15 protein-coding genes are annotated in these 13,172 nt (G+C 55.2%); 3 read left to right on the plus strand and 12 right to left on the minus strand.

Features of this window, described 5'->3' with window-relative positions; genetic code table 11:
• Window positions 1–78 precede the first annotated feature (78 nt).
• Genes Q1J43_RS06060 through Q1J43_RS06085 form a run of 6 tightly spaced genes read right to left on the minus strand, consistent with a single transcriptional unit; the run spans window position 79 to window position 6,356 of the window.
• The gene (locus tag Q1J43_RS06060) at window positions 79–651 is read right to left on the minus strand and encodes a hypothetical protein (RefSeq protein WP_301101508.1); all 573 of its coding nucleotides are present in this window, start codon (window positions 649–651) and stop codon (window positions 79–81) included.
• Window positions 651–1,613 (minus strand): hypothetical protein, encoded by a 963-nt coding sequence (locus tag Q1J43_RS06065; RefSeq protein WP_301101509.1) that lies wholly within the window; start codon window positions 1,611–1,613, stop codon window positions 651–653. The genes Q1J43_RS06060 and Q1J43_RS06065 overlap by 1 nt, the downstream gene beginning before the upstream one ends.
• A 35-nt stretch (window positions 1,614–1,648) precedes the next feature.
• Window positions 1,649–2,953 (minus strand): replication-associated recombination protein A, encoded by a 1,305-nt coding sequence (locus Q1J43_RS06070; protein ID WP_301101510.1) that lies wholly within the window; start codon window positions 2,951–2,953, stop codon window positions 1,649–1,651.
• On the minus strand, window positions 2,946–3,425 hold the full coding sequence (locus Q1J43_RS06075; protein WP_301101511.1) for an AAA family ATPase: 480 nt from the start codon (window positions 3,423–3,425) through the stop codon (window positions 2,946–2,948). The genes Q1J43_RS06070 and Q1J43_RS06075 overlap by 8 nt, the downstream gene beginning before the upstream one ends.
• Window positions 3,409–4,020 (minus strand): outer membrane lipoprotein chaperone LolA, encoded by a 612-nt coding sequence (gene lolA / locus Q1J43_RS06080; RefSeq protein WP_301101513.1) that lies wholly within the window; start codon window positions 4,018–4,020, stop codon window positions 3,409–3,411. The genes Q1J43_RS06075 and lolA overlap by 17 nt, the downstream gene beginning before the upstream one ends.
• The gene (locus tag Q1J43_RS06085) at window positions 4,020–6,356 is read right to left on the minus strand and encodes a DNA translocase FtsK (RefSeq protein ID WP_301101515.1); all 2,337 of its coding nucleotides are present in this window, start codon (window positions 6,354–6,356) and stop codon (window positions 4,020–4,022) included. Before Q1J43_RS06085 ends, lolA begins: the two co-directional genes overlap by 1 nt.
• A gap of 235 nt (window positions 6,357–6,591) precedes the next feature.
• Here Q1J43_RS06085 and Q1J43_RS06090 point away from each other — a divergent pair, with 235 nt between their 5' ends.
• The 3 genes from Q1J43_RS06090 to Q1J43_RS06100 all read left to right on the plus strand — a co-directional run bounded on the left by Q1J43_RS06090 (window position 6,592) and on the right by Q1J43_RS06100 (window position 8,301).
• Complete coding sequence (locus Q1J43_RS06090) at window positions 6,592–6,732, plus strand: hypothetical protein (RefSeq protein WP_301101516.1); 141 nt, start codon at window positions 6,592–6,594, stop codon at window positions 6,730–6,732.
• Window positions 6,729–7,688, plus strand: coding sequence for a thioredoxin-disulfide reductase (trxB, locus tag Q1J43_RS06095; protein WP_301101517.1), 960 nt, complete (start codon window positions 6,729–6,731; stop codon window positions 7,686–7,688). The genes Q1J43_RS06090 and trxB overlap by 4 nt, the downstream gene beginning before the upstream one ends.
• Window positions 7,689–7,749: 61 nt before the next feature.
• Window positions 7,750–8,301: a Smr/MutS family protein gene (locus Q1J43_RS06100; protein ID WP_301101518.1), complete on the plus strand. Its 552-nt coding sequence runs from the start codon at window positions 7,750–7,752 to the stop codon at window positions 8,299–8,301.
• 165 nt (window positions 8,302–8,466) lie between these two features.
• On the opposite strand, the gene Q1J43_RS06105 is transcribed toward Q1J43_RS06100, so the two are convergent.
• The 6 genes from Q1J43_RS06105 to icd all read right to left on the minus strand — a co-directional run bounded on the left by Q1J43_RS06105 (window position 8,467) and on the right by icd (window position 12,910).
• Window positions 8,467–9,156, minus strand: coding sequence for an RES family NAD+ phosphorylase (locus Q1J43_RS06105; RefSeq protein ID WP_301101519.1), 690 nt, complete (start codon window positions 9,154–9,156; stop codon window positions 8,467–8,469).
• Window positions 9,153–9,551: an MbcA/ParS/Xre antitoxin family protein gene (locus Q1J43_RS06110; RefSeq protein WP_301101520.1), complete on the minus strand. Its 399-nt coding sequence runs from the start codon at window positions 9,549–9,551 to the stop codon at window positions 9,153–9,155. Before Q1J43_RS06110 ends, Q1J43_RS06105 begins: the two co-directional genes overlap by 4 nt.
• Window positions 9,552–9,662: 111 nt before the next feature.
• Complete coding sequence (arsB, locus tag Q1J43_RS06115) at window positions 9,663–10,712, minus strand: ACR3 family arsenite efflux transporter (RefSeq protein WP_301101522.1); 1,050 nt, start codon at window positions 10,710–10,712, stop codon at window positions 9,663–9,665.
• Window positions 10,709–11,212 (minus strand): arsenate reductase ArsC, encoded by a 504-nt coding sequence (locus Q1J43_RS06120; RefSeq protein WP_301101523.1) that lies wholly within the window; start codon window positions 11,210–11,212, stop codon window positions 10,709–10,711. The genes arsB and Q1J43_RS06120 overlap by 4 nt, the downstream gene beginning before the upstream one ends.
• 2 nt (window positions 11,213–11,214) lie before the next feature.
• Window positions 11,215–11,529 (minus strand): metalloregulator ArsR/SmtB family transcription factor, encoded by a 315-nt coding sequence (locus Q1J43_RS06125; RefSeq protein WP_366141851.1) that lies wholly within the window; start codon window positions 11,527–11,529, stop codon window positions 11,215–11,217.
• Window positions 11,530–11,680: 151 nt separating this feature from the next.
• Window positions 11,681–12,910 (minus strand): NADP-dependent isocitrate dehydrogenase, encoded by a 1,230-nt coding sequence (gene icd, locus Q1J43_RS06130; RefSeq protein ID WP_301101525.1) that lies wholly within the window; start codon window positions 12,908–12,910, stop codon window positions 11,681–11,683.
• Window positions 12,911–13,172 lie beyond the last annotated feature (262 nt).

Consider the following 13,172-nt stretch of genomic DNA (forward strand, 5'->3'; position numbering starts at 1 on the left):
TGTAGTTATTACAAATAACCATAAGAAATAGAATACTAATGTCAAGAAACGAACCGTCTATCCTGAAAAACTCCACCTTCACTGATCAGGCTGGTGAAGCCTATCCCCAAGATAGAACAGTCCCCAAAAGCTCGTTATAAGCATCTGCCAGAATACAAACAAGAAAATCAACATGTAGGATGCAGACACCAGCGTATGGTAATTCTCTGGAATGATTGCTTTGGTTGGCAGATAGATAGCCTGTCCAAAAATAGCAAGAACAATGAGAATTAGGCTCTCAGCAGTCAAGAAAGCAAACATTGAACACAGAAAACGTCTTCTTGTTAGCTCAATCGGTACAATTTGACCTTGGACCACAATGTCCAGTTTCGGTGCTGGCTTGGGCATTGTCTTATCAATGTCCATCTTGTTGAAGGTAGCAATCGCAGCTAGTGCTGCAATGTAAAAACCAGGCAAGCCTTGAACGAAACCAAGAATTTTGGCAATCAAAGCACCATCAGCATAGAGTGTGACTGTTCCGAATTTCTTCAGATAAAACAAAAGTCCAGTTGATAGAGCAGCCAAAACCAGAGGGTACACCCAATCCACTATCCATTTCTGCTTGTGCTCTATGGATAGATAGGAAAGTGGTCTAAGTAAATGTCTGAACATTATGCCTCCGGCACTAGCAGTTCTTTCATCTTCCCAAGAATGGCATCGCAAAACTTGTCATAGGATGATTTTAAGTCAAAATCAAAATCATCCAACTTCTCTTTCTTGACATAGCCCTGTGCAGAAGCATCATCTGTGTCCATCTCCACAGTTCTATCAACACCAGTAGGCGTCTTGAACTTGATGCGGGCACGACTATAGTCATCTTTTTTATTAGTGAAGACTTTCTTCATCCGATTAAATTTATCTTTAACCGGCTTATCTTCATCCTTCAGAGTCAAAACAAGAGTTTTGCACTTCTCCTGAATATAGCCATCCTCATCAATATTTGTGTACTTCTCCTTTTCCGTGATGAGTTCAATTGACTGGATTTTTCCGTTATCCAAGTCATACTTCAAATCATCAGAAATGTGTCCATCAAACTGGCATTTGAAGACCACATTGTATTTCTTAGGCTTACCTGCATCATCGACTGAACCATCTGGATGATTCTGTTCAAAATCTTGTGGGGAAAGTCCCTTTGCATCATGAAGAATCTGATTGAACAATCGCTGAACCACGAACATGCCAAGTCCAGTGCAATATTCAATCAGCACCAATGCTGGGTCTAGTTCGTTTTGAGAAAGCTGCACAACAATATGAACAGAAAAGTCTTGCCCTTCCTTTTCTTGTTTTTCTGCTGTACGCCTCTTCTTTTCTTTTGGAATGGTAAAAACTGGATCAGACATTCCTTTGTCTGATTTATTTACCAAGATGCTGATGATGTCACCATCACGCTTCCAGTCAGACACATAGAGTTGTTCTCGCCCCTTTGACATCTCTTTGATGCGCTGTTCAATAGGGACAAGCTCCATCAATTCAAAAGCTTTTCTGACTGAGATTGGTTTCGGGGCTTTGAAGGTCCGAGACTCTGCAACAATGGCGAGATCGTAGAAGAACACCAAACGTTCGGTTTTTTTCACTTATTCTATCCCTTTGGAATTTTTCCTACAGCTTACTACTTCTTACCAGCTTCTTCATCCCACTTTTTCAGCTGGTTCAACTTCTCACCAATCTTGGTTTCCAATCCTCTAGGAACTGGTTGATACCAACTCGGTTCAGCCACCCCATCAGGAAAATAGGTTTCACCCGCAGCATAAGCATTAGGTTCGTCATGGGCGTATCTGTATGCATGCCCATAGCCTAGTTCCTTCATCAGTTTGGTAGGAGCATTCCTGAGATGAACGGGAACTTCACGGCTCTTGTCCTGCTTCACGAAGGCACGAGCCTTGTTATAGGCCATGTAGCCTGCATTGCTCTTAGCTGCAATCGCCAGATAAATCACCGCCTGTCCAAGTGCCAGCTCACCTTCTGGACTACCCAGGCGTTCATAAGTCAGGGCTGCATCGTTGGCGATCTGCATTGCTCTTGGATCAGCTAACCCAATGTCTTCCCAAGCCATGCGAACAATGCGACGAGCCAGGTATCTTGGGTCTGCCCCGCCATCCAGCATTCTGGACAGCCAATAAAGGGCAGCGTCAGGATTTGAACCCCTGACTGATTTGTGCAGGGCGGAAATCTGGTCATAGAAGTTGTCCCCGCCCTTGTCAAACCTCCGCGAGTTCAATGACAGAGCATTCTTGATGAAGTCCGCATCAATGTTCGTAACCCCAGCAGCCCCGGCTGCTGTACTGCACTGTTCCAGCAGGTTCAGGAATCTACGGGCATCACCATCCGCATAACCGACAAGTGTTTCAATGGACAGCTCGTCAAAGGTCAGATGACCCAGTACCGTTTCTCTTGCCCTGACGAACAGTTCCTTCAACTCATCGTCCGTCAGAGACTTCAGAACATAGACTTGAGATCGGGACAACAAAGCAGAATTGACTTCAAACGAAGGATTTTCTGTTGTCGCACCGATGAAGGTTACAAGCCCAGACTCTGCATAAGGCAGTAGCGCATCTTGTTGTGACTTATTAAATCGGTGAATCTCATCCACGAACAAGATGGTGTGCTTACCTTGGGCAAGGTTTTGCTCGGCCTGTTCCATCGCTGCACGGATGTCTTTTACCCCAGAGAACACGGCCGATAATGCAATGAACTCACAGGCAAAAGCTTTGGCGGTCAGTCTTGCCAAAGTGGTTTTTCCGACCCCAGGTGGTCCCCAGAAAATCATTGAGTGCGGTTTGCCGGACTGGAAGGCAAGCTTCAGGGGCTTACCTTCCCCAAGCAGGTGCGACTGCCCAATCACTTCGTCCAAAACCTTGGGTCTCAGGGCTTCAGCCAAGGGCGCAACAGGCGATTTTTCGAACAAGTCAGCCATGTTGAACCTGCCCTAAAATCATGCTGCTACGAGCCTGAAAGTTGTGCCAAGGCACAAAAAAGGCACAAAATATATTTTTAAGTCGTTGATTTACAACAACTTTTATATATTTGTTGAAACGATGAACTTCGTCGACGAAGAGAATGGTCGGCCGACCATGCTGCGCCCTTGTCGCCTCGGCGCGCGCGACGGCCTCGCGGATATCCTTGACCCCGGAAAACACCGCCGACAGCGCCATGAACTCGGCGTCGAAGGCATCGGCCATCAGGCGCGCCAGCGTCGTCTTGCCGACACCGGGCGGCCCCCAGAGAATCAGCGAGTGCAGCTTGCGGGCTTCGAACGCCAGGCGCAGCGGCTTGCCCGGGCCGAGCAAGTGCTGCTGGCCGATCACCTCGTCGAGCGTCGCTGGCCTTAACGCTTCGGCGAGCGGCGCCGCATGCGCTTGGGTAAAAAGGTCACTCACCGATGACATCGACGCCAGCAGCCGGCACAAAACGAAAAAGTGCGGGAGCAATCTGCGAATTGCGTTCGAGATGCGAGAAGAACAACGAGGTCGTCTGGCCGAAGTTGTCGAACAGTTCCATGGCCTTCAGGTCACTTCCGGAAAATCCCATCTGCAATTTTTCGAAACCGCTGTCCGGCGATTTTGGAATCGCTTCGAGCCACTCCAGCCCTTCCCTCTCGCCGACTTCGCGCAAGATAAAATTTTTATCGAGTGTATTGCCGCCAACCAGCAGTGCCGCCGGCGTGCTGCCCAACGCGGCATCGAACTTCTTGACCGTCACCTGACGCAGATCCGCGTCATAGATCCAGACTCTTTCGCCATCGCCAACCAGTAGTTGGCTGTACGGTTTATCAATCTGCCAGCGGAACTTTCCAGGCCGCGAGATCATCATCACCCCGAGCGACTGCTGCGGCTTTTTCCCGTTTTTGGCGACAACGATCTGCGCGAAATCAGCACGCAAGGTTTTCGTCGTTTCGAGAAAACGGTGCAGCTTGTCGATGGCGCCGGCATGGGCAACTTGAGCAGCGGCCAGACAGAGCAGCGCGCAAACAAAACTTCTCATCAATTCTCTTCCTGGCGCGCGATGACCTCGCGACCGCCGCGCCCATCCATGGCTGATACTAGCCCGGCTTTCTCCATGGCTTCGATCAGTCGCGCCGAGCGGTTGTAGCCGATGCGCAGATGGCGCTGAACCAGCGAGATCGACGCGCGGCGGTTCTTCAGAACGATCTGCACAGCCTGATCGTAGAGCGAGTCCGACTCGCCCTCGCCAGCGGCCTGCCCCCCTCCGTCAGCACCGTCGCTCTCGTCATCATCGTCGAGCCCGGCGCCGGTCAATACCCCCTCGACATAGTCGGGGGCGCCGGCACGCTTGAGGTAATCGACCACGTGATGCACTTCCTCGTCGGCAACAAACGCGCCATGCACGCGTGTCGGATAACCGGTTCCCGGCGCCAGATAGAGCATGTCACCCTGGCCGAGCAGTGCCTCAGCGCCCATCTGGTCGAGGATGGTGCGCGAATCGATCTTCGACGAGACCTGGAAGGACATGCGGGTCGGGATGTTGGCCTTGATCAGGCCGGTAATCACATCGACCGACGGCCGCTGCGTTGCCAAAATGAGGTGAATTCCCGCCGCCCGCGCTTTCTGCGCCAGACGTGCAATCAGTTGCTCGACCTTCTTGCCGGCGACCATCATCAGATCGGCCAGCTCGTCGATAACGACAACGATGTGGGGCATTGAGAGCAACGGCTCGGGCGCATCCGGCGTCAGTGAAAAAGGATTGTGCAGCTTCCTTCCGGCCTTCTCGGCGTCCTTGATGCGGTGGTTGAGGCCGGCGATATTGCGCACACCCATTGCCGACATCAGCTTGTAGCGCTTTTCCATTTCGCCAACGCACCAGTTAAGCGCGTTGGCGGCATGCTTCATATCCACTACCACCGGCGTCAACAGATGCGGAATGCCATCGTAGATCGACAGTTCAAGCATTTTCGGATCAACCAGGATCAGGCGCACCTTGTCCGGCTCGGACTTGTAGAGCAGGGAAAGAATCATCGCGTTGATACCGACCGACTTGCCCGAACCGGTTGTCCCGGCGACCAGCAGATGTGGCATCTTGGCCAGATCGACAACCACCGGATGACCGCCGATATCCTTGCCAAGCGTCATCGCCAGCGGCGAGCTCATGTCGTGATAAGCGCTGCTCGATATGATCTCCGACAGCCGCACGATCTGCCGCCTGGCATTCGGAAGCTCAAGCGCCATGCAGGATTTCCCGGGCACCGTCTCGACCACACGAATCGAGACCATCGACAGCGCACGCGCCACGTCCTTCGCCAGATTGACAATCTGCGCGCCCTTCACCCCGACTGCCGGTTCGATTTCGTAACGGGTGATCACCGGGCCCGGGTAGGCTGCCAACACCCGAACCAGAACGCCAAAATCGGCGAGCTTGCGTTCAATCAAGCGCGAGGTGTATTCCAATGTTTCCGGGCTGACGCGATCGGTCTGCGGCGCGGCCGGTTCGAGCAGGTGCAACGGCGGCAGCAGGCCACCGATGACTGCCTCGGGGAAAAGCGGCACCTGGCGCTCGCGCTCGATCCGCTTTTCAACCTTGGCCGGTATCGGTGCTGCCGGCTCAGGCTTTTCAATAAAAATCGCTTCATGGGTTCCAACCCGGCGTTTCTCGACTTCGACCACCGCTTCGCGCTCGCGCGCCACTTCACGTCCGATGCGCCTATCCTGCAGGCGGTCGAGCAGGTCGCGTCCGCCAACATACGCGCTTTCGAGCAAGGCGCCGAAACACTCAACGGCAGAAATCCACGATATTCCCGAAAAAACGCTCCAACCGAGCGCCAAGGCGGAAATCAGGGTCAGGGTTGCGCCGGTATAGCCCAGATAGCGCACCGACAACCGACCGACCTCGATGCCCAACATGCCGCCGGGCGCCAGCGGTAACGGCGCCTTGAGCGTGTAAAAGCGCAGCGCTTCAAGAGCGCTGCTGGCAATAATCAGGACCAGAAAACCGACCAGTGCGATGTACAGGGGGCGTCGATCCGCCGTGCGCAAACCATCGAGCCGGCGATACCCCCACCAGACAATGGCCATCAGCAGAACGACCCACCACCAGGCCGAAAGACCAAATACATAAAGCAGCAGATCGGCCAGCCAGGCTCCGCCACGACCGGCCGGGTTGTGCAGGGACGCCCCCTGCACAGCATGCGACCAGCCCGGATCACCACGCTGGTAGCCCCACAGCGCCAGACCAAGAAATGCGGCCAGGGCGACCAGCGCCAACCAGCGCGATTCCTGGAGAACGACCGCGATCTTCTCGGGGAGCGGGCTGGGCGCGTCTGCTGTGCTGCCGATCCTGCCAGTGGTTTTGAGCCGCGAAGCCATTAATCTCAATAGAAGCTATGCAAATGAGGGATTATAGCCGGCTGCGGGTATGGAGCGCTTAAACCGGGGTTTAATCGCAGAGCACTTGCATGAATGCCCATTGAAATTGGCAGCGTCTGGAAAAACAAAACGCTCTCAACGCAGAGACGCAAAGGGCGCAGAGGGAAGAAAAACTATCGTCTCTGCGATCTCTGCGTCTCTGCGATCTCTGCGTTGAAAGAGGTATGCATTTTTCATGCAGGCAGAGATCGACGTTTTCAATCAGCGCTTTGGTGAAATCCCTTTTATCCGTCATCGCTTCGGCAGAGCAGCAAGGGTGTCGCCCATTGCCGGTTATAATTTCCTTATCATTTTGCCGCGAAGGAAAGAAAAATGACTCAAACAACACGCCATTGCCGCCTACTGATTCTTGGCTCCGGTCCCGCCGGCTATACGGCCGCAGTTTACGCCGCCCGCGCCAACCTCAAACCGGTGCTGATCACCGGGATGGCGCAGGGAGGGCAGTTAATGACCACCACCGATGTGGACAACTGGCCGGCCGACGCCCAGGGCGTGCAGGGGCCGGAACTGATGCAACGTTTCGAGGAGCATGCCAAACGCTTTGAAACTGAAATTATTTTTGACCACATCCATACCGCCAAGCTGACCGAGAAGCCGTTCACGCTGATCGGTGATGCCGGAAGCTACACCTGCGATGCACTGATCATTTGTACCGGCGCTTCAGCGCAGTATCTCGGACTACCGTCGGAAGAGGAATTTTCAGGTCGCGGCGTTTCCGCCTGCGCCACCTGTGACGGTTTCTTTTACAAGAACAAGCCGGTGGCAGTAATCGGTGGCGGTAATACGGCAGTTGAAGAAGCGCTCTATCTGGCCAACATCGCCAGCCACGTCACACTCGTTCATCGCCGCGACAAGCTGCGCAGCGAAAAAATCCTTCAGGACAAGCTCTTTGAAAAGGAAAAAGCCGGCAGGGTCACGATCAAGTGGAACTCGGCGCTCGATGAAGTTCTGGGCGACAAGAGCGGTGCTACCGGCATGCGCATCAGGAACGTCAAATCCGGTGCGACCGAAGACGTCCCGTTGTTGGGCGTCTTCATCGCCATCGGCCACAAGCCGAATACCGATCTCTTTGTCGGACAACTGGCAATGGAGGGGGGCTACCTCGTGACTGAGTGCGGACGCCAGGGCAATGCGACGGCAACTTCGATCCCTGGAGTATTTGCCGCCGGCGACGTGCAGGATCACATCTACCGCCAGGCCTGCACCTCGGCCGGCACCGGCTGCATGGCCGCGCTTGATGCCGAGCGCTATCTTGACAGTCTCGCCAGCTGATCAGCATGCGCATCGCATTAACGACTCACCCCCCGCCCGCCAAGGTGCTTCCTCTGGCATCATGAGCCAGCGACACGAGGCGGACGATCTCGCGGCGTTCAAGGCGGCGGTCGACGGGGCAACGCCGCTACGCCCGGCCAACCGCATCAGCTTTGAACTGCCCAAGCCCAACCCACGCCCGCGCCAGCGCGAACTTGACGAAGCCGCAGCGATCAACGAATCCCTGCATTCCCCGCTTGACATCGAAGACCTGCTGGCCATCTGCGACACCGACTCCTTTCTGCGCAGCGGATTGCCGCGTACCGTTCTGCGTGATCTGCGGCGCGGCCGCTGGTCGATCCAGCGGCACATTGACTTGCACGGCTTCAACCGCCACCAGGCGCACGCAGAGGTGAACCTCTTTCTTGCCGAAGCGCAGCGCGCCGGCAAACGTTGCGTTCGCATCGTGCATGGCCGTGGACACGGCTCCCCTGGCCGCGAAGGCATCCTGCGCCAACTCGTAAAAGGCTGGCTGGCCCGACGTCAGGATGTGCTGGCTTTCTGCCATGCCCCGCCATGCGACGGCGGCGACGGCGCCCTGTGGGTCTTGCTCAAGGCCAGGACGATTGCATGAATGTCATTGGGATCATCATCAACCGGCGCCGTCATTCCGGCGAAGGCGACCGAAGGTGACCGCAGGGAATGTGCCCCGTAGGAAATACCCTTGGGGTGCAGAGCCCGGAATCCAGGCTTCAGCCGCACATACTGGTGCAGTTACCAGAGCGCGCAACATCCTGGATCACGCCGCGATTTGTTGCGTGATGTAATCGATTTCTTTCCCATTCCAGTGATATTCAAAATGAGCCGCATGGATGCAGTCTGAAAGAATTCTTGGGCGAAACACTGCGACGCACTCCCCGTTTTGTTTTCTAACGCTGCAATAGACAAGTCCATTGGCTCCGGCCTGACGAATTGTTTGCCCAATTTGTCGGCTTGCTGCGTATGAGCTTGGATTCAATAGGTCTGGGTTGTCCCTATCGGCATTTCTCAGGTCGATCACTTCCCCCTTGATCGTCACAAAATACAGTCGCATTTGCAACCGAGTCGGAGCCTCGTTGGTGGCTTGCAAGAAGATTTCGGAATGGAATCGGGTTTCTGCAATAACGGTTTCACGCTCTTTCCCTGCATAAAAGACACCATACTCCCCATTAGAAAACCGGCTTCCCATCGGGTTTAGGTGCGTAAATGCAGCCATAATCGGCCCGCTCCCTGGACCATAGCGCCTTTCTTCTGGTGCAACCATGGAGAGATCCCCGGTTTCTTCCCGTAGCCTCGGATTGGTCATGGCTTCCAAGGCGTATAAGGCTTCGAAATCAGAGGGGCTGGCCACCCGATCGAACAAATAGATTGTCGGAAAGCGAGTTGGGGTAATCCTGTACGCTGGCTTCCACTCCACCTCGACGGAAGGAAACGGCAGCGCTGGGATCATGCCCAGCCGCCGCGAGCGGCGTCGAGGTATTGTCGAACAACAAACAAATCACCAACGTTACCCGAGAGCATTCTATCGAGAGCAGACTGACCGCCAAACAGACTTGCTGTGTTGGTTTTTTTTACCCAGGCGTCTGCCGCAACCGGGTCTGGGAGAAGAATTTGCAGGGCCTTGTAAATCCCAAGGATGTAAGAGATTCTCTCGAGCGTATCTCTGCCTAGCCGCGCTTTCTCAGGATTTCGTTTCCAATTGAAATAGGTCGCCCGACTGGGGTAGCCCAGCAGTTTTATTTCATCATCCGTGCGCAAGCGCCATGCAGACGAAATGTTAAGAAAAGCCTTTAACCCGGCGGCAGAAAGGGCGTGAGGGTCAACGGCTGGGAGTGGGGTGTTCATGTGGCAGCCTTTATGTCCAATAATGTACTCATTTAAAACGATAGTACATTATTGGACTTTTAGAAAGGCTTTGTTGCCACAATAAAATCACTGCGGCAAGAACGGGAGAAATTACGCGGCCTCGTACCAGCCCTTGCTGGCATTGACCACCTTGACGACGAGAAGCATCACCGGCACCTCGATCAGCACGCCGACGACGGTAGCCAGCGCGGCGCCCGATTCAAAACCGAACAGGCTGATCGCCGCAGCGACCGCTAGTTCGAAGAAATTTGAGGCGCCGATCAAGGCCGATGGGCAGGCCACCGAGTGGGTTTCGCCAAACTTTTTATTAAGCCAGTAGGCGAGTGCAGAATTGAAAAAGACCTGGATCAGGATAGGCACGGCAATCAGCGCAATAACCAGCGGCTGTTTGATGATGGCCTTGCCCTGGAAAGCGAAGAGCAGAACCAGCGTAGCCAGCAACGCAGAAATCGACCACGGCCCAATTTTTTCCATCGCCGCGTCGAAAGCCCCCTGCCCTCCCCTGAGCAGGGTCTTGCGCAAAAGCTGGGCGAGAATCACCGGGATGACGATGTAGAGCACGACCGAGGTGAACAGCGTATCCCACGGCACGCTGATCGCCGAAATGCCGAGCAGGAAGGCAACCAGCGGCGCAAAGGCAAAGATCATGATCGTATCGTTGAGCGCCACCTGCGAGAGGGTGAACAGGGGATCACCGTTGGTCAGCCTGCTCCAGACGAAAACCATTGCCGTGCACGGCGCGGCAGCGAGCAGGATCAGACCGGCGATGTAACTGTCGAGCTGATCGGCCGGCAGATACGGGGCAAAGATTTGGCGAATGAACAGCCAGCCGAGAAAAGCCATCGAGAAGGGCTTGACCAACCAGTTGACAAACAGCGTGACGCCGATGCCTCGGACGTGCTTGCGTACCTCGTGCAACGCGCCGAAATCGACCTTGACCAGCATCGGGATGATCATCACCCAGATCAACAGACCGACCGGCAGATTGACTTGCGCGTACTCCATGCGACCAATCGCCTGAAAGACACCGGGCAACGTCTGTCCGAGGGTAATTCCGGCGACGATGCAGAGAAAGACCCAGAGCGTCAAATAGCGCTCGAAGACGCTCAACGAAGCTCCCACGGCTAACTTGGCGCTCATTGGCAAGCCTCGTGTATCAGGCGTGCCGCCGTTACCACATCGGCACGTGACATCGACTCCAGATCGAGTGCGAGAAAAGCCTTTATGCGTTTTTCCAGCGCCTGGTAGGCCACTTCAAAAGCGGCACGGCGCGCCTCCATCGGCTCGACATGTGCCGGATCGTCAACACCCCAGTGCGCAGTGCTCGGATGCCCCGGCCAGATCGGACAAATCTCGCCGGCAGCGCTGGCACAAACGGTGAAAATGTAATCGAGGCTGGGCGCACCCGGCGCGGCAAACTCGTCCCACGATTTGCTGCGCACTTCGAACGGCAGGGGGACGCCGTGCTTTTCCAGCGTTTCCAACGCCAGCGGATTGACCTTGCCGGAGGGCTTGCTGCCGGCCGAAAAGGCGCGAACACGGCCGTGGCCGAGATGGTTGAAGAGTGCCTCGCCAAGGACAGAACGGGCGGAATTGCCGGTACAAAGAATCAGCACATTGATCGGACTGGACGTACTCATGCTTATTGGCCTTTCGTGATGCAGCGCTGGGAATCCCCGCCGCAGCAATCTTCAGTTAAAAAAGAAATCAGGGCATTGATGCTCGCTATTTCCGCTCGGTAACGCACGAAGCGCCCCTCCTGGACCGTCGTCACCAGACCGGCTTGCGCCAGGGCCTTAAGATGAAACGACAACGTTGGCGCCGGCAGCTCGAGCTGCTCGCTGATGACTCCGGGAGTCATCCCCTCAGGAGCGTTGCGTACCAGCAGGCGAAAGACAGCGAGGCGGCTTTCCTGCGCCAGGGCAGCCAGTGCGCTGAGTGCGTTTGCAATTTCCATGGTTCCAATAATATGGAACCGTTTGCGGTTTGGCAAGCATTGTCATTGGACAAGAAGCTCGACGGCAACCGCCTGAACCCTCGCCGCAACCTCGATCTAAAAAAACCTCCAGGGAACCCGGAGGTTTTTTGAGCCGCGTTTAAGGCGCAGCTTACATGCGCGCGATCATCGCATCGCCGAAGCCCGAGCATGAAACCTCGGTGGCGCCGTCCATCAAACGGGCAAAGTCGTAGGTCACGACCTTGTCGCCGATGGCCGCTTCCATGGACTTGATGATCAGGTCAGCCGCTTCCAGCCAGCCGAGGTGACGCAGCATCATTTCGGCGGAGAGAATCAGCGAACCGGGGTTCACGTAGTCCTTGCCGGCATACTTCGGCGCTGTTCCGTGCGTCGCTTCAAAGCAGGCGTACTGATCGGAGATGTTGGCGCCCGGCGCAATGCCGATACCGCCGACCTGTGCCGCTAGGGCATCGGAGATGTAATCCCCGTTCAGGTTGGTGGTGGCGATTACGTCGTATTCAGCCGGACGCAGCAGAATCTGCTGGAGAAAAGCGTCGGCGATGGCGTCCTTGATAATGATGCCGTTGGGCAGCTTGAGCCACGGACCGCCGTCAATCTCGACGCCACCGAATTCGTTCTTGGCTAGCGCGTAGGCCCAGTCACGAAAGCCACCTTCGGTGTATTTCATGATGTTGCCCTTGTGCACAATCGTTACCGACCGGCGCTTGTTGGTGATCGCATACTTGATCGCCGCACGCACCAGGCGCTCGGTGCCTTCCTTGGAAACCGGCTTGATGCCGATACCCGAGGTGTCCGGAAAACGGATCTTGGTAACGCCCATTTCTTCGCGCAGAAATTTGATCACCTTCTTGCAGGCATCGCTACCGGATTGCCACTCGACACCGCAATAAATGTCTTCGGTGTTCTCGCGATAAATGACCATATTGGTCTTCGTCGGATCCTTCAGCGGCGAGGGAACGCCCTTGAAGTACTGCACTGGACGGACACACTGGTAGAGGTCGAGTTCCTGACGCAGCGCAACGTTCAAGGAACGGATACCGCCGCCGACCGGCGTCGTCATCGGGCCCTTGATCGAAACCGAGTAGTCCTTCAGGGTGTCCAGCGTTTCCTTGGACATCCAGACATCGGCGCCATACATCTTGGTCGACTTCTCGCCGGCATAGACTTCCATCCAGTAAATTTTCTTCTGGCCACCGTAGGCCTTGGCCACTGCCGCATCGACCACCTTTATCATGACCGGTGTGATGTCGACGCCAATGCCGTCTCCTTCGATGAACGGAATGATCGGGTTATTCGGAATGGCTTGCCCGGGAACGATTTTTTGGCCGCCCTGTGGGACTTTGATCAGACTTTCGCTCATATTAATTAACTCCATTTAAGTGATTCGTTTAAATCTTGATGCCAGCAACCGGCGCTCCGATCATGACCAAAGCGACAAGATGATACGTCGTAATTACCCAGGCGCCCAGCCCTCATTGCAGCACCACCAGCGGGGTATCCTCAAGCCACAGGTATTCGGTCTGAATAACGCCGGTGGCGTCGCTCTCGGCGACCAGGTGACCGGCCAGGTCGTAGAAGTAGAGGGTGTCGCTGGGGGTGGCGCCGACGGTTGTCTTGCGCAC

The organism is Propionivibrio sp. (genome assembly GCF_029255185.1).
Classification (GTDB): domain Bacteria; phylum Pseudomonadota; class Gammaproteobacteria; order Burkholderiales; family Rhodocyclaceae; genus Propionivibrio.